Origin of the sequence: Streptomyces sp. NBC_00569 (assembly GCF_036345255.1) — a bacterium.
In the GTDB taxonomy this organism is placed as follows: Bacteria; Actinomycetota; Actinomycetes; order Streptomycetales; family Streptomycetaceae; genus Streptomyces.
Genome location: NZ_CP107783.1, coordinates 2,269,528 through 2,291,360, shown reverse-complemented (window position 1 = coordinate 2,291,360; position 21,833 = coordinate 2,269,528). Strand labels below are relative to the sequence as shown.

Here is a 21,833-nt window from a genome sequence, read left to right as displayed (position 1 = left end):
GGTCCCTCCTACGGAGTCGTTCCGCTGAGCAGGACGCGACGACGCCAGGACGCGGATGCGGGGAGGGGCCCGCACTCAGGCAGGCCCCTCCCCACATCCGCGTGCGCGGCTACGCCAGCGACCGTCCGATCCCCAGCGCGGCGGTCCGCAGTGCCGCCGCGTGCCCGGCCGCGTCCATCCGGTACGTGGGCGCCGTGATGGACAGCGCACCCACCAGGCCCGACGTGCGTCCCGCGAAGACCGGTACGGCGAGGCTCGCGTAGCCGAGGCGGATCTCCTCGCTCTCCAGGGCGATGCCCTCCTCCCGGATCCGGTCGAGCTGCGCGCGCAGCCGGCCGGGGGAGACGACGGTGTGGCGGGTGAGCGGCTTCAGACCGCCGCGCACGACGTCGACGAAGAGCGACGGCGGCGAATGGGCCATGATCGCCTTGCCCGTCCCGGTGCAGTACAGCGGGAGCCTGCCCGCCACCCGGGACTCCGCGTTGAGCCCCCGGTGCGGGAAGATCTTGTCCAGGTAGACGACGTCCAGACTGTCGTGGATGGCGAAGTGGATGGTCTCCCGGGTGATCAGGAGCAGATCCTCCATGTACGGCTGTACCGCCTCGCGCAGGATCCGCTGCCGGTGCACCCGCTGGCCCAGCTCGAACAGGCGCAGACCGAGCCGGTAGTCGCACCCCTCCCGCTCCAGCAGCCCCCAGGTGACGAGCTCCTGGGCGAGCCGGTGCACGGTGGCCTTGGCCACCCCCGACCGGCGCACCAGCTCGGCCAGCGACAGCGCGTTGTCGTCCGCGGTGAACGCCTCCAGGATCGGACGGACCTTCCCCAGCACGGAGTTCATCGAGTCGGCCTGCTCGACGTCCGCTGCGGCCTCGCCCGCCGGACGGGAGCCGAGCACCAGCCCCCGGCTCCCGGCGTCCGCCCGGCACGGGCCGTGTGCCGGCATCACGGCGGGGACACTCATGTCCGCGGCCCGTCGCCCGAAGCCCCCGGGTCGAGGACCGCGACCCCCATGCCGGTCAGCCACTCGGGCATCGGTTCGTAGGCGAGGCGCCGCCCCGGCGTGTGGTCGAGTGCCGCCGCCATGAGCAGCCACGTACGCAGCTCCTGCGCGCCGTTGCCCGCCGCCTTCTCCAGCTCCTGCGTCGAGTACGCGGTCAGGCGGTGCGCCTCGCCGCGCTCGATCAGCGACAGGAACTCCTCGTCGAACCCCGGCGTGAGGGAGGCCTCCGCGGCCCGGATGATCTCGCGGCGCCGCGCGTCGTAGTCCTCCCAGTTCTCCCGGCCGTTCAGCCAGGCGCCGACCATGAACTCCTCGTCGTCGCCGTGCGGTTCACGCCAGTCGGGCCACGGCAGGCGGTGCGAGAGACCGCCTGAGCCGACCACCGCGACCCGCCGGTCGCCGGGGAAGGCGAGCACGGCCTCGCGGATCGCGCGGCCCAGCTCCTCGCACCGCTCCAGGGTCGGCAGCGGGGGCGCGAAGACGTTGACGACGAGGGGCACGATCCGTACGCCGTCCAGGCCGTCGAGGAGGTACTGGATCGCGTGCGACTGCCCGTGGTCGATCTGCAGCCGCGCGGAGAACGCCGGGTCGAAACGCCCGCCCTCCACCAGGGAGTCGGCGAGGTGGTGGGCCAGCGGCACGTCCACGGCCTGAGGGCCCTTCGGCGTACCGGACTCGCCGCTGGCGACGCACTCGCCGACGCCCAGCGTGAACGCGGGGATCAGGTCGAGCCAGAACCCGCGGAAGTGATTGGAGCCCACCAGGACGACGGTGTCCACCCGCGCCTCGGCGAGCGCGTCGCGGGCCTCACCGAGCGCGTCACGGAAGCGTTCGGCGCGGTCCTTGTGGAGGGTCTCCTCCCAGTGCGTGTTCATCAAGGTGCTGTGGGAGGCCCCCACGCCAAGGACGATCTCGGTCATGCCACTGCTCCGTCCTGAGAAGGCTCCAGCTCGTCACGGGAACGCGTGACGGTGTCGACGGCCGTGCGGATCAGATGGCGGGTCAGCCGCTCCATCTCCGCCACGGACACGGTGTTCATGCCGCGCGCGAAGTCGATGTCGAACGGGGCCTCGGCCACCTTCGGCATGCCGACCCGCACCGTCGGGATGCCGCGCCCGCGCAGGATGTTCGCGTCGGTCGCGCCGCTGTTCGCCGCGATGACCTCGTGCGCCCGCCCCTCGAAGGCCTCCCAGCCGGCCGCGGCGCTGCGGAAGATCCAGCTCTCGCGGCTGGTGCGGGTGCCGGGGATGGCCAGGATCATCTCCACCGTGGCATCGAGACCCGGCAGCTTGTCCCTCAACGCCTCGACAGCGGACTTGAACTCACGCTTCGCCTGAATCGGCGTCGTATCGGGACCGATCCGCAGATCCACCCGCAGCGTGCAGACGGCCGGGGTGACCGCCGCCATCCGCGGCCAGCCGCCGCGCACCGACGACACGATGCCCTGCGGTGCGACCGTGCCGTCCGTGTGCCGCTCCGCGTACGTGACGAACCACTCCTCCAGGTGACGTACGACATCAGCGGCACGGGCGATCGCGTTGTCGTAGGGGAGGCGGTGGCGCGAGCCCGCGTAGGTATGGGTGCCGTGCACGGTGACCTCGAACCAAGCCAGGCCGACCTCGTCCCAGGACACCGTCCAGCCGGGCTTGGCGATCACCGCATAGTCGGTCCACACGCCCTGCTCAAGAAGGAACGAACACCCCACACCCTGACCGGTGTTGGCCCGGTCGCTGCCGGGGCGCGCGTTGGTGGGCATGCCGCCCGCGCCGAACGCGGCCACCAGGTCGCCGGTGAGCGGGATCCCGGCCAGCGCGATCGCCTCGGCGGCCATCATCACGCAGGCCGCGTGCCCCTTCGGGTTGGAGGCGCCGAGCCCCGTCACCAGGTCGTCGTAGACGGTGGCCCACGGCCGCATGTCCTCGCGCAGCTCGGGCCCGATCCACGGCACGTCCTCGCTCTCCTCGCCCACGGTGAGCGTGTCGATGGGCGCGTACAGCATCAGGTCCGGGCCGCTGCCGTCACCTTCGAGGCGGGCCCAGGCGTTCGCCTGCCGGGCGTCGATCGCCTGGGTGGTGGCGCGCAGGCCGACGGAGGAGAGCGTGGCCGCGATGTGCTCGGCGAGCGGCCGCTCGTCGCCGGTCGGGCTCGGCACGCCGACCAGGCCCACGATCAGCTCGCGCAGCCGCTCGGCGGTGACGTGCCGCCAGGCTTCGGCGGTCCAGGCGCGACGCTGCTCGTCGAGGCCCGCCAGCGCGTCGGTGCTCACTGGTTCACCCGGCGGACCTGCGTCATCGTGGTCTGCGCGATGCGCTTTTTGACGAGCGGGAGCGCCACGGCGAGGGCGGCGCCGACGAGCAGTTTGAACAGGGTACGGGCCATGGTCAGGCACCCTTCTCCGTGGTGGGGTCGGTCTCGGCGGCGCCGGTGGCCGCGAGCTTCTTGCCGTACTCGTCCTCGCTGAGGTTGCGCCAGGAGGTCAGCGACACGTCGGGGCGGTACAGCTTCTCGGGGGGCGCGTCCGTGACGTCGACCATCCAGGCGTCCTGTCCGGAGAACTGCCCGTGGAACAGCCAGCGGATCGCGCCTAGGTACTTGCCGTAGAAGGGGACGGTGCCCCAGCCCTCCTTGAAGTTGACCATCACGCCGACGTAGCGGTGGTTGTCGTCGTCGACCGGGACGTAGAACTCGTAATGGATGAAGTTCGGGTACGCGATCCGCAGCACGCCCGGCATCGACAGCGATGCGAATCCGGGGAACTCCTGCGCCTCGATCGTCGGGTCGACCGCGTCCGCCTTGCCGGTGTTGCCGAGGTTGAACGTCTCCTTCGGCGGCTGCTTCTTCCACCAGCGCTTGTTGGACCAGCGGCCCACGCCCGGGAAGTCGGCCGCCCAGTGCACCTCGTCCTGCACCCGGTAGATCCAGCGGCCCTGCGGCACGATCCGGGTGATGTTCCACGTCGGCATCGGCTTGAACAGCCGCCAAAGGGCTGTGCGGTGCAAGTACTTGGCGTGGCCCTCGTCGAAGCCGTTCTCGCAGGCGAACCGCCAGTTGCCGCCGCGCGGCTCGATCCGTCCCCCCATCACGAAGGCGTTCGAGACCAGCTCCTCCGGCAGCTGCTCGTCGATCGGGTGCGGCTCCTCGTCGGCGACGGGGATGTACACCCACACCATGCCGAGGCGCTCCTCGACCTGGTACGTGCGCACGCCCAGCTTGCCGGTCAGGCGACAGCCAGGGCCGTCCGTGATGACCGCGGACAGATTTCCGGTGGGCAGGTCGAAGGTCCAGCCGTGGTACGGGCAGCTGACCGTGCCGGGGAACTGCTGGCTGCCCTCGGACAGCGGAACACCGCGGTGCGGGCAGCGGTTGTGCAGCGCGTACGCCGTGCCGTTGTCACGGATCAGCGTGATCTTCTCGCCGCAGATCGTGTACGGCTTGGGGTCGTCGGTGATGTGGCTCGACCAGGTGACCGGGTACCAGTAGCCGCGGAATCCGGACGCCGCCTTGTCGTAGTGCGGCCAGGACGACCAGTCCTGTCGGCCCATCTTGTCGCCGGCCGCGCGCCGCGGGCGGGCCGGCCGCTTGGGGGCGACCTCATTGCGGGCCGGCATTTCTTCGCTCGTCGTCATCCTGCCGTGGCCTCCTGCTCATGCACCGCTGATCGGTCTGTGGCTCGAGCATCCGGCGCGGCCCGTCCGCCGCCTATGGGACCGTTCCGCTGACCGGACCGGCGCAGCGGCGGACCGCTGAGCGAACCGGAGCGCTCACCTGACTGGACCGGACCGCTGAGCGAACCGGATCGATTGATCGGGGAGCCGGTGCGGGACAGCATCCGGCCATGAAGCGCATGACGATTCCCGGCCTCGTCGACGCCGCGGCCGAACACTTCGGCGACCGGCCCTTTCTGCGCACCGCGGACGGCGCTCGGCGTAGCTACGCGCAGACGCGGACGGCCGCGGCCACGATGGCCGGTGCGCTGTCGGAGCGGGGCTGCCGACCGGGGGACCGGGTCGCCGCGCTGCTGTCCAACCGGGTCGAACTCGTCGACCTGATCCTCGGCTGCGCCTGGCTCGGCGCGGTCGTCGTGCCGCTGAACACCGCCCTGCACGGGCGGCTGCTGCGGCATGCGTTGCGTGAGGCCGAGCCCCGATTCCTCTATGTCGCGGCCGAGTTGGCGGCGCGGGTGGCGGACACCGAATACCCGGGCCGCGTGTGGGTGGCCGGCGCGGACGACGCCCCCGTGGCCGGTACGGCGCAGGCGGCGGCCCCCTGCGCGGCGGAGCCCGGCGACACCGCGGCGATCCTCTTCACCTCCGGCACCACCGGACCCTCGCGCGGTGTGCGCTGCCCGCAGGCCCAATTCGCCTGGTGGGGGCGGAACGTGGCCGACGTCCTGCGCCTCACCGCCGACGACACCCTCTACACCTGTCTGCCGCTCTTCCACACCAACGCCATCAACGCGCTCGCGCAGGCCATGACGGTGGGGGCCGAGATCGTCGTCGACGGCCGGTTCTCCGCCTCGCGCTACTGGGCCCGTGCGGCGCAGACCGGTGCCACGTGTGTCTATCTCCTCGGCGCGATGGTGCCGATGCTGCTCGCGCAGCCGCCCGGGGAGGGCGACCGGGCGCACCGCGCCTGGCGCACCCTCGCGCCTGCCACCCCTGCTCCGCTGTGGGAGCCCTTCCGTGAACGGTTCGGCGTCGCCGTCGTCGACGGGTTCGGGTCCACGGAGACCAACCTCGTCATCGGGCACACCCCGGACCGGTATCGGCCGGGGTACATGGGGACGGTACGTGACGGCTTCCACGCGCAGGCCGTCGACGCGGAGCTCACCCCGGTCCCCGACGGGACCCCCGGTGAGCTCATGGTCCGTACCGATCGCCGATTCGCCTTCGCCTCCGGCTACTTGGGGCAACCGGAGGAAACGTCCGGAGGATGGCGCAGGACCGGCGACCGGGTGGTCCGCGAGCCCGACGGCTGGTTCCGCTTCGTCGACCGCGTCAAGGACTGCATCCGGCGCCGCGGCGAGAACATCTCCTCGTACGAGGTGGAGAGCGCTGTCCGCTCCCATCCGGCGGTCGCCCAGGCCGCGGCGTTCCCCGTCGCCTCCGAACTGGCGGAGGACGAGGTGATGGTGGCGGTCGTTCCGAGGGCCGGCTCGGCCGTGGACCCGGCGGAGCTGGCGCGGCACTGTGCGCGGGAGTTGCCCGGGTTCGCCGTGCCGCGGTACGTCGATGTGGTGGCGGAGCTGCCGCTCACGGAGACCGGGAAAGTGCGCAAGGGCGTGCTGCGGGATCGGGGTGTCACCGCTGTGACCTGGGACCGGTCCGGGTGAGGGATCCCCACGCCCGCGCGCGGGCGCGGGGATCACCTGTGCTCTACGAGGGCAGGACGACCGCGCGCCCCCGTACGCGGCCGTTCTTCAGCGCGTCCAGGGCCGACGGGATGTCCTCGAGGCCGAACTTTTCGACCGCCACGGTGAGTTCACCGGAAGAGAGCCGGCGTACGAGATCACCCGCGACCTCCCGTGCCCGGTGCTCCGCACGGATCATGTTGACCGGAAGAAGAGCGACCTCGTCGAGGAGCCAGCTGGGCAGGTCGAGTGCCACGTGCGGGCCCGCCACGTACCCGATGACGACCGCGCGCCCGCCCTGTCGCACCCACCGGCTGCGGCCGACGAGACCGTCGCCGCCGAGGGTGTCGACAAGGAGCGCGGCCGAGCGGTCCTGAGCGAGGCGCTCAAGGCTCTGCGTGTCGCCGAGCTGCACCGCCTCGACACCCTCCGGAACGTCGGCGAGCTGGTCGGCGCGGCCGACCACTCCGGTCACCCGCGCTCCCGCCGCGAGCGCCTGCTGGGCGACCATCGCGCCGACCGCGCCCGCCGCCCCGACGACGACGACCCCCTCACCCTTCTCGACCCTGCCGACGTCGTGCAACGCCACGTACGCCGTGGTCGCGGGGACGAAGAAGCTGGCCGCCACGGCCGGTTCGAGGGGGGCGTCGAGCGGCGTCACCGCCTTGCGCTTCACACTGACCCGTTCCGTCCAAGTACCGTCGCGGACGATGCCGAGGCCGCCGCCCCGCAGCACCACCTGTGTACCGGGCGCGAGGCCGGAGTCCGCGTCGGCCTCCAGGACGGTGCCCGCGCCCTCGACCCCACCGACGTACGGCGGGTTCGGCTTCAAGGCGAACTCGCCGGAGGCAACGGTCACATCGAGGTGGGCGACCGCGCCCGCCTCGACCCGGACCAGGACCTCGCCCTCCTTGCGCACCGGCTCGGGCACCTCGTCGACGACCGGCGCTGCGCCCCACGTGTGGAACCGGGCCGCCCGCATCAGCCGGCCGCCTTGGCGATGAACTCCAGGCTGAGGGCGTTGAAGCGCTCGGCCTGCTCATGCTGCGGCCAGTGCCCGCAGTTCTCGAAGAGCTCAAGGCGCGAGCCCGGGATCGCCTCGTGCATCGCCGTCGCCTCGGGCGTCTCGCCGAACGGGTTCTGCCGGCCCCACACCACGAGGGTCGGCTGGGTGATCCGGCCGAGCTCCTCGGGGCGCAGCAGATTGCGCTGCCTGCGCTCCATCTCCTGCAGGGAGAGCAGGTTGTCGACGCCCGCGACGAACTCCGGCGTGTGGTAAATGGCGTGCCGGGCCGCCACCAGCTCCTCGGTGGCGTCCGCGTCGTCCGCCATGAGCAGCCGCATGCGCTTGCGCGTCAGCTCGATGTCGTCACTGGTCACGGCCTTCCGGGTGGAGGTCCGGATGCGGTCCATCACCGTCGGGTTGGCGACCGTGCCGCCGGCGCACAGCAGCTGGAGGCTGAGCACCCGCTCCGGGTGCTCGACGGCGGCCCGCGCGCCTACCCAGCCGCCGAGCGACTCGCCGACGATGTGGGCGGCCCCGACACCGACGGCGTCCAGGTAGTCGACGAGGTGGGTGACGTAGTCCGCGATCTCGTACGGCTTGTCGGGCTTGCCGGTGTAGCCGTGGCCGAGCATGTCGACGGCGTGCAGGTCGTACGCGGCGTGCGCGCTGATGTTGCGGGCGAACGCCTCCAGGTGACCGCTCGTGCCGTGCAGGAAGACGACGGCCTGCGCGGTCGGGTCACCGGCCCGCAGGGTACGGGTGGGGACGCCGGCGGCGTCCGCGTACTCGACGCGGAAAGGGGTGGGGCTGATCTCGTTCCAGATGGTCACGAGGCGTACTCCGTCCGGGAGTTGGTGCGGTCAGGGCAGGTAGGGAAAGGGGCGGTCAGGAGAGGGAGTCGAGGAAGCCGCTGACCACCGAGTGGTACGCCTCGGGGCGCTCCTCCTGGAGGTGGTGCGAGGCGTGGTCCATCACGTGCAGGCTCCCGCCAGGCACCATGCGGGCCAGCATCAGCGGGTAGTCCGGGGTGAGGAACGCGTCCTGCATGCCCCACATGAACAGCGTGGGGGCCTGGATCCGCCCGAGTTGCGCCGTCAGGTCCTGCCAGTCGCCGCGCGGCGAGTCGGACATCGCGGCGAGTGCGCGCTCGCCCTCGTCGAGGCTCTGCTCGTAGCGCAGGGTGAGGGTCTCATCGGGGAGCTTCGCGCCGTCGTACCACTCCAGCTTGGTGATCAGCTGGCGCATCTTCTCGCGGGTCGGGCCCTCACCGCCGTAATAGATGTCGCGGGCCGTGCGGCCGCGGTGGCCGTTCTCGGGGAGCGGGGCGAGCGGACCGTAGAAGACCGGCATGCTGCCGGTGATGACGAGCGAGCGGACCCGTTCCGGGTACGTCGCGGCCAGGTTGAGGGCGATCGTGCCGCCCCACGAGTTGCACACGAAGTCGGCGCGGTCCACGCCGAGCGTGTCGAGCAGGCCGACGGTCCTGGCCGCGTGGTGGTCCCACATCGGCCCCTCGATGCGGGACTTCTCCGACTTGCCGTACTGCTGGATGTCGACGAGCAGACAGCGCCGGTCGGCCGCGAACAGCGGGGCCACGGGCCCGAAGTCGCTCCACGCGGTGCAGCCCGGGCCGCCGCCGTGCAGAAAGACCGTGTCCGGTCCCGAACCCAGGTCGTGGTAGTGGTAGTTGACCCCCGCGCCGTCGGCGTAATGGCTCTGTGGTGCTGCTGACATGCGAGTCCTTCCGTACGTTTCCGGGTGCTGCGGGGCCGAGCCCATCACCGCGTTGTCCCTCGGACCAGCGGGGCGGTCCGCTCAGCGAACCCGTACCGGAAGCGGGCCTGCCTCACTGCGCCGTATAGCCGCCGTCGACGTACACCACGGAGCCCGTCGTGAAGGCGGATCCGGGAGCGAGCAGCGGAAGGACGGCGTGGGCGACGTCCTCGGGACGGCCCCAGCGGCCGAGCGGGACCTTGGCGGTGAACGCTGCCTGAGCGGCGGCGTCGTCGTCCGTGTCGTTCTCGTTCATGGGGCTGCGGACCGGTCCTGGGGCGACGCAGTTGACCGTCACGCCGGTGCCCGCGAGTTCGAGCGCGGCCGACCGCGTGAGAGCGGCGACCGCGCCCTTGGTGGTGGCGTATCCGGCGCGCTCGGGGGCGCCCGTCGAGCCGAGCACGGAGCCGATCGTCACGACGCGCCCGTACCCGGCGTCGAGCATGCCCGGCAGGACGGCGCGCAGGGCCAGCCACGTGCCGACCACGTTGGTCTCCAGTGCGGCGCGCAGTTCGCCGATCGGCAGGTCGAGGACCGAACCGCGCGCGAGGCGCCCCGCCGAGGTGACGAGCCCGGTGACCGGCCCCCAGCGTTCGGCGGCCCGGGCGATCACGTCCGCCAGGGCGTCCGGGGCCGTGGTGTCCGCGACGGAGGCCAGATGTTCCCCGCCGATGTCCTTGAGGAGCCCATCGGCGTTCTGGCAACGCTCCGCCGAGCGCCCGGTCACCACGACGGGCCTCCCGGCGCGGGCCACGGCGCGGGCCACCGCGAGACCGATGCCGCTGGTGCCGCCGGTGACGAGGACGGGGCCGGTGGCAGCGGTGAGGGACCTGTCGGCGGCGGATGGTGTGAGTGTCATGCGGTGAGGGTGCGGATGCGGGGACAACCAGCCAACGGCAGCGGTCCGTTGACCGGAACGGGCGAAGGCGGCGCGACAGGTGCTTGGGGTCGGAGGACAGGTGTACGTACGTCGCCGCGCCTGGGCGCCCAGGGTGCGTGCACGCCGCCAACGGGACTGCGGGGGCAGCCCGTTCGTCGCGCCGCCCCCGCAGCCGTGCGCCCTCACCGGCCCATGAACACCGCGTCCCGCTTGTCCAGGAACGCCTGCAGCCCTTCGGCCGCGTCGGCGGTACGGGTCAGTTCCGCCACGCCCTTCTCCTCCCGCTCCAGGGCCTCCTCGACGGGTAGCCCGTAGCCCTCGTCCACGACCCGCTTGAGCAGCGCGATCGCTGCCGTGGGCTGCGCGGCGAGCGCGCGGGCCCGCTCGGCGACCACGACGTCGAACGCGTCCGGCGCCGCCACGAGGTCCACGAGCCCGAGCTCCAACGCCTTCTGTGCCGTGAGCCGTTCGCCCTCGATCATGAGGCGCTTCGCCAGGTGCGGTCCGACGAGTCGCGGCAGCCGCTGACTGCCGCCGGCCCCCGGGAACAGGCCGAGCCGGATCTCCGGGAACCCGAAGACGGCGTCGGCGGAGACGATCCGCAGATCGCAGGCGAGCGACAGTTCGGCGCCGCCGCCGAGCGCATGCCCGTTCATCGCCGCGACGACCGGCTTCGGCGCCCGCTCGATGACCCGCTGCACGTCGATCCAGCGGCGCATCCTGGCCTGGTTCTCCGCCGACAGGTCCCGCATCACCGCGATGTCGGCCCCGGCGATGAAGAACCGGCCGGTACCGGTCACGACGATGCAGCGCACCTCCGGGTCGGCCGCGAGGGGCGGCAGGACCGTGAGGAACTCCTCGATCATCGCCGGATCTACGGCGTTCGCCTTGGGCCGGTCGACCCGGATCGTTGCCACGGCACCGTCGCGGGTCACGTCGAGTACGGAGGGTGCGGTCATGGTGCTGTTCTCCTTGGTCGTTCGGTGACGTCTCCGTGGCCGGGACGCGTCATTCGGTGACGCCTTCGGCCGCCAGCGCGTCGAGTCGGTCGTCGTCGAGGCCGAGCACCTCGTGCAGCACCTCGCGGGTGTGCTGCCCGAGGAGCGGGGCCGGGTCGGTGAGCGCGCCGGGCGTCGCCGCGAGCCGGGCCACGACGCCCTCGTGCCGGACGGATCCGGCCAGGGGATGGTCCAGTACGGGATAGAAGCCGCGGGCGTCGAGGTGCTCGTCGGCCTCGACCAGATCCCGGCCGGTCGCCACGACCGCCGCCGGGACGCCTTCCGCCTGCAGCAGCGCGGCGAGCTTGTGCGCGTCATGGCCGCGCGTCCAGTCCGCCAGGGCCGCGTCGATCGCGTCCTCGCGGGCCCGGCGAGCCCCCAAGTCGCCGTTCTGGCAGGGGAGATCGACGAGGCGGGTGAGCGACCTCCACTGCGCCTCGTCGGTCACGGAAACGGCCACCCACCGGTCGTTCCCGGCCGCCGGATACACGCCGTGCGGCACGGCGTGAGGCGACCGGTTGGGGTGCTCGGCGGTCCGCGGATCCGGCCGGCCCTCGTCCAGCACCGGCTCCAGCGCGGCCGGACCCATCGTCGCGGCCATCGCCTCCAACTGGGACAGGTCCACGTGCCCGCCGCGCCCCCGCGCCAGCAGATCGAGCGTGGCGAGCACGGCGGCATTGGCCGCGACCATGTCGCCGAGCCCGAACGTCAGGCCCTGCGGCGGGCCGCCCGGATCCCGGGTCTCGCTCGACAGACCCGACATCGCGGCAAGCGTGTCGGCGAACGTCACGGCCTTGCGCCAGGGACCTGTCTGCCCGACCCCCGCCATCGACACCAGGACGACGTCCGGATTCAGCTCGCGCAGCGACGCGTAGTCCATGCCCCACCGGGCGAGCACCCCGGGGCTGAAGTTCTCCACGATCACGTCGCAGTGCGGCACCAACTCCCGGAGCAGGCGTTGCCCTTCACCGGTGCGCAGGTTCAGGGCGACGCTGCGCTTGTTCCGGTTGAAGTTGAGGAAGTAGCCGCTGTCGTCCGGGTCGGCGCCCGGCCGCAGATGCATCGAGGGGGCGAAGCGCGTGGGGTCCTGCCGGTGTTTCGACTCGACCTTGACGATGTCCGCACCGTGCTCGCCCAACTGCTTCGTGACGTACGGACCGGCGAGCACCCAGGTCAGATCGAGGACCCGAACCCCTTCCAGGGCACGGGACTTGGGCCTCCCGCGCAACCCTCGCCGCTCCGGCTCCCGCCACGGGGACTCCGACCGCGGCACCTCCCGTACCGCCTCCAGCGCGACCGGTCGGGGCAGCGCAGCCCACGGGAAACCGACGTCCTCCACCCCGCTCTCCGGCAGCCCCTCACCGGTGACGGTGACCAGCGCGCCCCGGTCGCGCAGCTGCGGGTTGACCGTCAGCCGCTCCGGCGCCACGACCTCCGCCCACGGCAGAGCGCGCGCCCGCGCCTCGTCGGCGAGTTCGGCGGCCGGCCACCGGGCCGCGAACCGCTGTACGAGCTCGTCGACGTGGGCCCGCCCCTTCCACCGGTAGGCGGCGTCGCTCCAGCAGGCGTCGGTCAGGTCGCCGGCCTCGCCCCGCTCCACCATCCACGCGAGCAGATCGGTCCACATGCGGTCGCTGCCCGAGTAACCACCGGCGACGTACCCGTCCGCCGCCGCGAAGATCCGATGTGCCACGTGCTCGTACACCCCGCCATTGCGCACCGGGAAACGACCTGCGTGGATCCAGGTGAGGGCGGCGGTCTCCAGGGTGGCGGCGACGGCCTCCTGTACGGAGACGTCGACCAGTTGGGGCCGGCCCGACACGACGCCGAGCAGCGCTCCGATCGCCGCGTGCGCACCGGCCGTCTGCACCGCCTGTTCGCGTGGCGGCGGCTTCGGCTGCGCGCCGGACCGTCCGCCCAGCCACGTCATGCCGCCTGCCGACGCGAGGACGAGGTCGTCGCCGACCCAGTCGCGCCGCGGACCGGTGAGCCCGAACGGCGTCACCACCACATGCACGGCATGCGGCCACCGCGACGTACCGTCGCCCTCCCGCAGCCCGCGCAACCGCGCGACGGGTCCGCTCTCCAGAACGATGTCGGCGCCCCGCGCCAGCTCATCGAGTTCGGCCGCCCCGCGCACCGGCACCCAGCGCTTCCCCGCGTGCCAGTGCGTTCGAGCCGCCGGGTCCAGGCCCGCGCCCGGCTCGATCCGTACGACGTCGGCGCCGATCCCCACGAGCAGCCGCGCACCCTGATACGCCAGTTCATCCGTCAGATCGAGCACGCGCAGCGGCGCCGGGTCTGCTTCTGCCGAGCGTCCCGGCCCGGCTCCTGTCAAGGCTCCTGCCACGGCTTCCACCAGGGCTCCTCCCCATCATCGCGAGCGGAGCCTCACGATCACCTCCCCGGGTCCTGGCAGCCAGGCAGGTGTTCCGTTCACCGGACCCGCGGTTGCGCAGAGTGCGTGAGCCCTCGCGTGATACCGGCCGCCGTGGACCGCAGGGCGGGCAGCAGCCGCTCCACCGAGACCTCGGACACGGGCGCGGTCGCCGACAGGGCCGCGCGCACGACGCCGTCGGGTCCCGCCACCGGCACGGCGAGACTGGCGAAACCGGCCCTGACCTCCCCGACCTCGTGGGCGAATCCCTGCCGCCGCACGGCTGCCAGCTGCCGTCCGAGGGCGGCTGTGGACACCACGGACCGCTCGGTGAGCGTCGCAAGCCCTGTCCCCGTGCCCTGAGCGAGGTGTCGGACGTGCCGGTGTCCGTCAGGAGACAGGGCGAGGAGCAGCTTCCCGGTCGCCGTGCACGACGCCGGCAGGCGGCCGCCGAGTTGCGAATGCGTGCGCACGCTCGCTTCCCCGCCGATCTTCTCGAGGAAGAGCACATGCGTCTCGTCGAGCACCGCGAGGTGGATCGCGGCACGGGTACGCGCGAACAGGTCGGTGAGCAGTGGCCGCGCGGCGGAACGCAACACCGCGGAGGCGGGCACGCGCTCGCCGAGCTGGAACAGGCGCATGCCGAGTTCGTACGTCTCGTCGTGCCGGTCGAGCAGTCCCCACTGCACCAGCTCCTGGGCGAGGCGGTACGCCGAGGCCTTCGGCACCCCCGACCTTCGGCTCAGCTCACTCAGACGCAGCCGGACCGCACCCGACTCGAACGCGCCGAGCAGCAGCTGCGCCTTGCCCAGGACGGAATTGGGCAGGGCGGTTTCCTCGGTGTCCGACTCCCGCAGATCCATCGGCGTCCTCGTGCTCCTTCACATGGCGGAAAGGCCATTTGAAGTGCATCAAGGGCATGTTGCATAGAGGGGCCCCGACGTGAACATCAGGCAACAGGCGCGCCGGTGTCCCTTTTTGCTGTGATTTCTCCATGGGTGTCGGTCTCGGTGCTGGTGTCGGAGGCGGATGGGGACGGGTCCTGCGCCACGTCCGCCGTCGCGGTCCGGTCCGCGAAGAAGACCAGCGCGACGGTCGCGACCAGTGCCATGGCGATCGTGAGCAGTGCGACCGGCAGGAAGTGTCCGGTCGCGGCGAGCAGCGCGGTCGCGGCCACGGGGGACAGACCGCCGGCCACGGCGGAGGAAAGCTCGTGACCGATCGCCATCCCGGAATACCGGGTCCGGGTGCTGAACAGCTCGGCGAAGTACGAGGGCTGTACGCCGATCATCGCGGCGATGGCGATGTGCCCGACGACGAACGCCAGCCACACCGCCGCGGTCTCCCCGGTGTCCATCAGCAGGAAGAACGGCACCGCCCACACGATGATGCCGATGGTTCCGCCGAGGTACACGGGCCGTCGCCCCACCCGGTCGGAGAGCCGGCCGAAGACGACCATCATCACCGAGTCCACCGTCATCCCGACGATCCCCGCCCACAGCAGCACGGTCGACGAGATCCCGACGTACGCCCCGTACACGAGCGAGAACGACATGAAGATGTAGCTCGCGCCGCTGTCTGCGAAGCGCAGGGCCATGGCGAACAGGATCTGGCGCGGATGGCGCCGCAGAACCTCGCGCAGGGGCGAACGCGCCTCGCTCGCGACCGCCTTGTCGGCGGCCTCCGCCCCCGTGACTGTCGTCTCCTCGAAGCTCTCCGTCTCGCCGAGGTTGCGGCGGATGTACAGGCCGACCGCGAAGATCACCGCACTCGCCAGGAACGGCAGGCGCCAGCCCCAGGCGGCGAAGGCATCGCCGCTCGCCTGCTGGGCCAGCCACAGAGCAAGGGACGAGAGCACGAAACCGATCCCCATGCCGCACGAACTGAACGAGGCAAGGAATCCACGGCGGTTGGGCGGAACGTTCTCCGTGATGATGAGCACACCGCCGCCCCACTCGCCGCCCGCTGCGGCACCTTGCAGGATGCGGAGCACCACGAGCAGCAGCGGCGAGACGATGCCCGCCGTCGAGTACGAGGGCAGCAGACCCATGCAGAAGGTCGCGCCGCCCATCAGCGAGATGGTCGCGAGCAGCGCCGTCTTGCGGCCCCGCCGGTCTCCGATGTGACCGAAGACGAGACCGCCGATGGGCCGGGCCGCGAAGCCGACGGCGTGCCCGGCCAGGGCGGCGATCGTGCCGAGCAGAGGATGTCCGCCGGAGGGGAAGAAGACCGAGCCGAGGACCATGGCGGCGGCCGTCGTGTAGAGGAAGAAGTCGTACCACTCCAGCATGTTGCCGGCGAGGGACGCGGTGACGACGCGTCGTACCGGAACAGCGTCCGAGGCCGCAGGCGACGGTGCGTCGCCGTTCGTGGACTGACGGGTCATGTGCACTCCTTGCCGATCGAGCTGGGGATCGCCGGAGCGTATGGACGGCCCGGTGGGGGCTCAAGGGTGTCGGTCCGCCTGGCGAGACGTCGGCCGCGCACGACGGGTCGAGACGCGTACGACGGGAAATGGCGCGCAAGACGGGAAGCGGCGCGCGCGACTCGACGGATCCCGGCTGAACCGGAGACATCCCGCTCAGCGGACCGTCGCCCGTGCGGCAGCGCGCCACGGCCGGTAGCGTGCGCCGCCTTGCGGGCCCGCACCCCGTCGACCTGCCGAAACGCGTCCCACTGTGAGGTGCCCATGTTGCCGGCGTCACGTCCGAGATACCCTCTGGCCCGCTCCGCCCTCCTCGCCACGGCGGCCCTGTTGTCATCGACCGCCTGCATGGCGGGCACCACCGACTCCGCTGGCGGCTCCGGAGGCGGGGCGGGACCCCAGGTCCGGATCGCCGTCGGAATCGATGCCTCGTTCGCGCCGTTCTTCCTGGCCGATGCGGAGGACCTGTGGGCGAAGCACGGCGTGAACGTCGACCTCGTGCAGTTCGCCAAGGGCGGCGAGGGAGTCGACGCGCTCAGCGCGGGGCAGGTGCAGATGGCGGGCAACTCGGACACCACCACTATCGGCGTGCTTGCGCAGAGCCCGAGCCTGCGCTCACTGCTCGTGTACGAGAGCTCGGGGAAGTACCTCAAGGTCGTCCTCCGCCCGGGCATCAAGTCCCCCTCGCAGATAGGGAAGATGGCCGTCGTCCCCGGCCTCTCCGAGCTCGCGGCCACTCGGTACCTGGAGTCGAAGGGCATCGGCGCAGGATCGGTCGACCTCGTCACCGCGGACCCGGCCGAGATCCCCGCCCTGACGAAGAAGGGTGACATCGACGGGTACGTCCTGTGGGAGCCGTGGCCGACGAAGGGCAAGGAGCTCGGCGCGAGGGTCGTGGCGACCACCGGCGACTATGGCGTCTCCTACCAGCAGTGGCTGCTGGCCACCTCATCCTGGCTGCGGGCCAACCCCGACACTGCCGCGAAGGTCGCCGCCGCCCTCGCGGAGGCGACCAAGAAGACCGAGAGCGACCCGGCCGCCGCGGCGAAGGCGACCAAGGACGCGGCCAAGGTTCCGGCCGAGCAGACCGTGAACGCCATCGAGGAAATCGACTTCGCCGTACGCGACTTCACCGCCGCCGACCTGGTGGCCTATCGGCGTACCGCCGAGTTCTACGCGAGCACCGGCAAGGTCAAGTCCGAGCCGGACGTGTCCAAGGCCGTACTGGACGGATGGCTGCGCGAGCACACGGAGGGATCGCGATGACGAAGAGCGTACATGCTCAACTCGCCTCAGATGCAGGCCAGTTGATTGAGGTGACGCGCGGTGCGGCGTTGCGCGCCGACGGCGTCGGCATTCACTTCGGCCCTTTCCAGGCCGTCAGCGGCATCGACCTCGACATCGCGGCGGGTGAGTTCCTCTGCCTGCTCGGCCCGAGCGGCTGCGGCAAGTCCACCCTCCTGTCCGCCATGGCGGGCTTCGTCGAGGTGAGCGAGGGCGGCCTCACCGCGGACGGCGCGGCGATCGCGGGGCCCGATCCCGAACGGGGCATGGTCTTCCAGAGCAGCGAGGCCCTCTTCGACTGGATGACCGTGCGCCAGAACGTGGCGTTCGGCCCGCGTATGCGTGGCGTGTCACGCGCCGAACAGGCCCGCCTCGCCGATGAGTTCCTCGGCCTGGTCGGCCTGCGCCACTGTGCGGAGCGCTTTCCGGGGCAGCTCAGCGGCGGCATGCGCCAGCGCGTCCAGATCGCCCGAGTCCTCGCCAATGAGCCGGGCGTGGTCCTCATGGACGAGCCGTTCGGCGCGCTCGACGCGCAGACCCGGCAAGTCCTGCAGCAGGAGACGGACAGGATCTGGCGGGCGTCGGGCTGCACGATCGTCTTCGTCACCCATGACATCGACGAGGCCATCCTGCTGGCGGACCGGATCGCTGTCATGACGGCGGGACCCGCGGCCTCGGTCAAGTCCGTCTACGACGTGCAACTGGCACGGCCGCGTGACGAGGACGACCCCGCTGCGATCGATCTACGGCGCAAGCTGCGCCAGGACATCGGGGAAGAGGTCCGCAAAACCCTGCGCGCTCAAGGCCTCGACCAACAGGTCGATCAGGGAGCCGGCTTCGAGGAGGACGCACGATGAGCTTCACCACGACGGACACCCCCACCCCCATGCCTGCCACCGGCTCGGGCCCAGAGGCGCGCCCCCGCCGCGCGGTCCGTGCGGGCACGCGACGGGGCCTGCGCACCGCCGGTGTCTACACCCTCTCCGTCCTCGTCGGCCTCGGCATCTGGCAGCTGCTCGCCACGAAGTACGGCTCGTCGCTGCTCGCTTCGCCGAAGGAGACCGTGTCGGCCGCGGGCGAACTCGCGGGCGACGGCACCCTCCTCAAGTCGGTCATCGCGTCCAGCCGCCGCATCCTGATCGGCTGGGGACTCGGGATCGTGGTCGGCGTTCCGATCGGCCTCCTCGTCGGGCAGATCAAGACGGTCCGCCAACTCCTGGAGCCCTATATCGAGTTCTTCCGCTTCATCCCGCCGGTCGCCTTCGTCACCCTGGCGGTGGTCTGGCTGGGCATCGGCGAGGCGTCGAAGGTGGTCCTGATCTTCTACACGGCCGTCTTCATCGTGACGCTCAACACCAGCGCGGGCGTGATGGCCGTCAACGAGTCCAAGCTGCGTGCGGCGGCCAGCCTGGGTGCGAACCGCCGCCAGATCCTGCAGCGGATCGTGCTGCCGTCCACCGTCCCGTACATCGTCACCGGCGCCCGCCTCGCCATGGGCAACAGCTTCCTCACCATCGTGTCGGCCGAGATCGTCGCGTCCCAGGTCGGTCTGGGCTCGCTGATCTGGACGTCCCGCAACTACGGGCGGATCGACTGGGTCTTCGTCGGCATCATCACGCTCGGGATCCTCGGCTTCGTCTATGACCGTGTGCTGCGCATCATCGCAGTACGTGTATTGCGCAACTACGGAGTCAAGGTGTAAAGGAAAGAGACGAACGGAGAACGTACGCGAGTCGTGCCGCCGCATCCGCATCTGATCCGAGTCGCGGGCCCTGGTCCTGCAGGAATTCGGCACCCGGCCGCTCCTGGTGAAGCGGCCGGTCCGGGTCCCGGAGCCGGCGCCTCTGCCCAGGTCGGGCCAGAGCGACGGGGCACCGGGTCGATTCCGGCCTTGTCCAGGATCGCCCATACCTTTGGGGCTCCGACCGGGCGGTCCAGGCCGGCCAGTTCGACCGCGATCCTGTGGTAGCCCTGGGTTGGGTTCTCCGCGGCCATTCTCAACGTCGGCTCCCGCGAGATGAGCCGGGTCGGCGGACGGCCGGGACCGGGGCGCTTGTCCATCCGGCGGCGCTTGACCAGGTCGGCGTGCCGGCGCGGCAGCGCGCCCGGGGTGACGCACACGTGCCCTCGCAGGGCCTTGGGCAGCAGCCGCGCCCCTCCCGCGACCAGCGCCCGGTCCGCCCATGAGAGCCGTGGTCGGGCGACCTGACGGCGGAGGACGGCGAGTTGGCGCCGAAGTACAAGAATCTCCGCCCTCTTCGACGCCGCCCCGCGGGCATGAGATCCGTCCGGTCAGGCAGTCACCGGCTGAGGCTGCCCCGCGGTGAGCCGCCCGGAACGGACGAGCGCGGCGAGTGCGGCGGCACAGCCGAGACCGGTCATGGTCAGGGCCGTCCAGGTCAGCCAGAGCACGTCGTGCCGCACGGCGAAGTCCCACAGGGCGCCCGTGGCGAGGTTGCCGAGGGTGATGCCCAGGCCCGAGACCGTGTTGTAGAGCCCGTAGTGCGTGGCGACCAGACGGTCTCCGGAGAGGGCCACGACGGTGTCCATCTCGAACGGGTAGACCACCGCGCTGCCCGCGGCGAGCAGGACGACCGCCACCGCGAGCGCGGCGATGACCGCCGTGGGCAGCGCCTGCGGCGCCAGTGCCGATGGCAGGAAGGCGAGGCCCATCGTGGCAAGGCCGCGGACCAGCGCCTCATGCGGTGACCATCGGCGCCTGGCCCATTGAGTGAGCCGCAGTTGGCCCGCGACGGCGACGGCCGCCGAGACCACGAACAGTCCACTGGTGACCACCGTGCCTCGCGCTCCCAGTGCGTTCGAGGCCGCCAGCGGGAGGGCGAGATAGACCTGGAACGTGAGGACGTACGAGCCGATCATGGCGACGGAGAAGAGGAGGAACGGCCGGTTCGCCACGACCGTGCGCCACTGCCTCAGCACACCCTCCGCATCCGTCGACGCTGACGCGGTACCTCCCCGCGCGGGCAGGGCGCGCCACTGGAGCACGCTGAGCGCGGTGAAGATCACGGCCGCGACCGTGCACACCAGACGGAAGTCGGCGGCCAGCAGGGCCAGTCCGACGAGAGGGCCGAGCAGCATGCCTGCCTGGTAGTAAACGTTGAAGGTGGCGAAGGCATCGACGCGGCGCTCGCCCGCCTCGGCCGCGAGGTAGGCGCGGACGGCCGGGTTGAACAGGGCGCCCGCGAAGCCGGTCGCGGCGGAGGCGGCGATCAGTGCGGGCAGGCTGTCGACCCAGCCGAGCAGCCCGAACCCGAACGTGCGCAGCAGGCAGCCGGCCATGATGGGGGCCTTGTATCCGTACCGGTCGGCGAGGGTGCCGCCGATGAGGAACATGCCCTGCTGGGAGAAGTTCCGTACGCCCAGGACGAGTCCGACGGCCCAGGCGGCGAGCCCGAGATCGCCGGACAGGTGCGCGGCGAGGTAGGGCATCAGCATGTAGAAGGCGAGATTGATGGCGAACTGGTTGGCCATCAACAGTCGTGCGGCGGGCGGGAAGGAGCGGGTCTGGCGCCACAGGTTCCTCATCGGGCGGCTCCCGCGAGGCGCTGCGGGGCACGCGTTCCGGCGAGGGGGTCGACGACACGGGTGCAGCGGGTCCAGCGGGTGACCACCCTGTCGCGCGGGTTGTCGATCTCGTCAGGGTTGTCGGCGGGCAGATGTCCCAGCAGGTCGTGGGCGCGGCAGTACGTGTCGTCGAAGACGGTGCCGACGTAGCGCTGTGGGCCGTCCGGGAAGATGGTCACGATCCGGTTCTCGGCGGGCAGAGTGCGGGCCAGCCAGCGGGAGACGAGCGCGACGGCGCCCACACTCCAGCCGCCGGTGGCGTAGTGGTGGCGGGCCAGGCGGCGCGCCGCCCAGACAGCCTCGGGGGCGGCGACCCAGTGCACCTCGTCGAACAGGTCGTAGGCGACATTGCCCGGGTAGATGCTGCTGCCCAGGCCGCGCATCAGCCGGGCCGACGCGGGCTGCCCGAAGATCGTGGAGCCGGTGGTGTCCACGCCGACGACACGCAGCCTGGGGAAGTAGGTGCGCAGGACAGAGGCGATGCCGGCCGAGTGGCCTCCGGTTCCGACGGAGACCACGAGTGTGTCGACGCGGCCGAGTTGCGCGACGATTTCGCGGGCGAGGGAGGCGTAGGCCGTCACGTTGTCGGGGTTGTGGTACTGGTCCGGGCACCAGGCGTCGGGGTACAGGGCGAGGAGTTCCTCCACCCGCTCCCGACGCGCCAGTTGCCAGCCGCCCTCGGGGTGCGGCGTGGTGACGAGGTCGACGTCCGCTCCGTACGCGGTCAGCAGACCGGTCATCAGCGGTTCCATGCCGGGGTCGGTGACCACCGTGACCGGATGGCCGTACACCGCGCCGGCCAGGGCGAGACCGAGGCCGAGGGTGCCGGAGGTGGACTCGACGATGCGGGCGCCGGACGGCAAATGACGGCGCTCGCGGGCGGCTTGGACCATGTGGAGGGCGGTGCGGTCCTTGATGCCGCCGGGGTTGTGGCCTTCGAGCTTGGCCCAGAATCCGCATCCCTCGGTGGTGAAGGGTTCGCCGATCCACAGGACGGGTGTGTCGCCGACGAGTCCGGCCGGGGTGTGCAACGGGTGTTTGGCGTCGGAGAGGAGCATGGCGGGGGAGGCGGGTGCGGAGGTGTGGGTGAGTTGGTCCATGGCGTGGTTCTCCCGCGGCCGGCGGCAGATGGGGAGCCGGGCCGCTTGGTCGACG

The 21,833-nt window shown here is 71.4% G+C and carries 18 protein-coding genes; 4 read left to right on the top strand and 14 right to left on the bottom strand.

The features are described 5' to 3' along the window. Window positions 1–109: 109 nt before the first annotated feature. The 4 genes from OHO83_RS10540 to OHO83_RS10525 all read right to left on the bottom strand — a co-directional run bounded on the left by OHO83_RS10540 (window position 110) and on the right by OHO83_RS10525 (window position 4,626). Window positions 110–961 (bottom strand): IclR family transcriptional regulator, encoded by an 852-nt coding sequence (locus OHO83_RS10540; protein ID WP_266675737.1) that lies wholly within the window; start codon window positions 959–961, stop codon window positions 110–112. Beyond that, the gene (locus OHO83_RS10535) at window positions 958–1,920 is read right to left on the bottom strand and encodes a catechol 1,2-dioxygenase (RefSeq protein WP_329432961.1); all 963 of its coding nucleotides are present in this window, start codon (window positions 1,918–1,920) and stop codon (window positions 958–960) included. The genes OHO83_RS10540 and OHO83_RS10535 overlap by 4 nt, the downstream gene beginning before the upstream one ends. Then, complete coding sequence (locus OHO83_RS10530) at window positions 1,917–3,266, bottom strand: M20 family metallopeptidase (RefSeq protein WP_266675741.1); 1,350 nt, start codon at window positions 3,264–3,266, stop codon at window positions 1,917–1,919. The genes OHO83_RS10535 and OHO83_RS10530 overlap by 4 nt, the downstream gene beginning before the upstream one ends. Window positions 3,267–3,381: 115 nt before the next feature. Continuing rightward, entirely contained in the window at window positions 3,382–4,626 is a 1,245-nt protein-coding gene (locus OHO83_RS10525) for a Rieske 2Fe-2S domain-containing protein (protein WP_330279311.1), read from the bottom strand. A gap of 209 nt (window positions 4,627–4,835) precedes the next feature. Between OHO83_RS10525 and OHO83_RS10520 the strand changes: the two genes are divergently transcribed. After that, window positions 4,836–6,332: an AMP-binding protein gene (locus tag OHO83_RS10520; RefSeq protein ID WP_330279310.1), complete on the top strand. Its 1,497-nt coding sequence runs from the start codon at window positions 4,836–4,838 to the stop codon at window positions 6,330–6,332. 43 nt (window positions 6,333–6,375) lie between these two features. On the opposite strand, the gene OHO83_RS10515 is transcribed toward OHO83_RS10520, so the two are convergent. The 8 genes from OHO83_RS10515 to OHO83_RS10480 all read right to left on the bottom strand — a co-directional run bounded on the left by OHO83_RS10515 (window position 6,376) and on the right by OHO83_RS10480 (window position 15,770). Next, window positions 6,376–7,332 carry a quinone oxidoreductase family protein gene (locus OHO83_RS10515; protein ID WP_329432959.1) on the bottom strand — a complete coding sequence of 319 codons (957 nt, stop codon included), beginning with the start codon at window positions 7,330–7,332 and terminating at the stop codon, window positions 6,376–6,378. After that, window positions 7,332–8,186: an alpha/beta fold hydrolase gene (locus tag OHO83_RS10510; protein ID WP_266675750.1), complete on the bottom strand. Its 855-nt coding sequence runs from the start codon at window positions 8,184–8,186 to the stop codon at window positions 7,332–7,334. Before OHO83_RS10510 ends, OHO83_RS10515 begins: the two co-directional genes overlap by 1 nt. Window positions 8,187–8,241: 55 nt before the next feature. Continuing rightward, window positions 8,242–9,090: an alpha/beta fold hydrolase gene (locus tag OHO83_RS10505; protein WP_266675752.1), complete on the bottom strand. Its 849-nt coding sequence runs from the start codon at window positions 9,088–9,090 to the stop codon at window positions 8,242–8,244. Window positions 9,091–9,202: 112 nt separating this feature from the next. Continuing rightward, window positions 9,203–9,988 (bottom strand): SDR family NAD(P)-dependent oxidoreductase, encoded by a 786-nt coding sequence (locus OHO83_RS10500; RefSeq protein WP_329432958.1) that lies wholly within the window; start codon window positions 9,986–9,988, stop codon window positions 9,203–9,205. Between the two features lie 203 nt (window positions 9,989–10,191). After that, a complete protein-coding gene (locus OHO83_RS10495; RefSeq protein WP_330279309.1) occupies window positions 10,192–10,968 on the bottom strand; it encodes an enoyl-CoA hydratase/isomerase family protein in 777 nt (258 codons plus the stop codon). Between the two features lie 49 nt (window positions 10,969–11,017). Then, window positions 11,018–13,366 (bottom strand): CaiB/BaiF CoA-transferase family protein, encoded by a 2,349-nt coding sequence (locus OHO83_RS10490; protein WP_330279308.1) that lies wholly within the window; start codon window positions 13,364–13,366, stop codon window positions 11,018–11,020. 77 nt (window positions 13,367–13,443) lie between these two features. Beyond that, a complete protein-coding gene (locus tag OHO83_RS10485; protein WP_266675760.1) occupies window positions 13,444–14,247 on the bottom strand; it encodes an IclR family transcriptional regulator in 804 nt (267 codons plus the stop codon). Window positions 14,248–14,333: 86 nt separating this feature from the next. Further along, the gene (locus OHO83_RS10480; RefSeq protein ID WP_329432954.1) at window positions 14,334–15,770 is read right to left on the bottom strand and encodes an MFS transporter; all 1,437 of its coding nucleotides are present in this window, start codon (window positions 15,768–15,770) and stop codon (window positions 14,334–14,336) included. 387 nt (window positions 15,771–16,157) lie between these two features. On the opposite strand from OHO83_RS10480, the gene OHO83_RS10475 reads away from it, so the two are divergent. From OHO83_RS10475 to OHO83_RS10465, 3 genes are read left to right on the top strand one after another with little or no spacing between them, the layout of a single operon-like run. After that, window positions 16,158–17,075 carry an ABC transporter substrate-binding protein gene (locus OHO83_RS10475; protein WP_330279307.1) on the top strand — a complete coding sequence of 306 codons (918 nt, stop codon included), beginning with the start codon at window positions 16,158–16,160 and terminating at the stop codon, window positions 17,073–17,075. After that, window positions 17,072–17,950 carry an ABC transporter ATP-binding protein gene (locus OHO83_RS10470; protein ID WP_330279306.1) on the top strand — a complete coding sequence of 293 codons (879 nt, stop codon included), beginning with the start codon at window positions 17,072–17,074 and terminating at the stop codon, window positions 17,948–17,950. Before OHO83_RS10475 ends, OHO83_RS10470 begins: the two co-directional genes overlap by 4 nt. Beyond that, window positions 17,947–18,795: an ABC transporter permease gene (locus OHO83_RS10465; protein ID WP_330279305.1), complete on the top strand. Its 849-nt coding sequence runs from the start codon at window positions 17,947–17,949 to the stop codon at window positions 18,793–18,795. Before OHO83_RS10470 ends, OHO83_RS10465 begins: the two co-directional genes overlap by 4 nt. Window positions 18,796–19,385: 590 nt before the next feature. Here OHO83_RS10465 and OHO83_RS10460 read toward each other — a convergent pair. Together OHO83_RS10460 and OHO83_RS10455 are read right to left on the bottom strand one after the other, a co-directional pair. Further along, complete coding sequence (locus OHO83_RS10460; protein ID WP_330279304.1) at window positions 19,386–20,639, bottom strand: MFS transporter; 1,254 nt, start codon at window positions 20,637–20,639, stop codon at window positions 19,386–19,388. Then, window positions 20,636–21,778, bottom strand: coding sequence for a PLP-dependent cysteine synthase family protein (locus OHO83_RS10455; protein WP_330279303.1), 1,143 nt, complete (start codon window positions 21,776–21,778; stop codon window positions 20,636–20,638). Before OHO83_RS10455 ends, OHO83_RS10460 begins: the two co-directional genes overlap by 4 nt. Window positions 21,779–21,833: the final 55 nt, after the last annotated feature.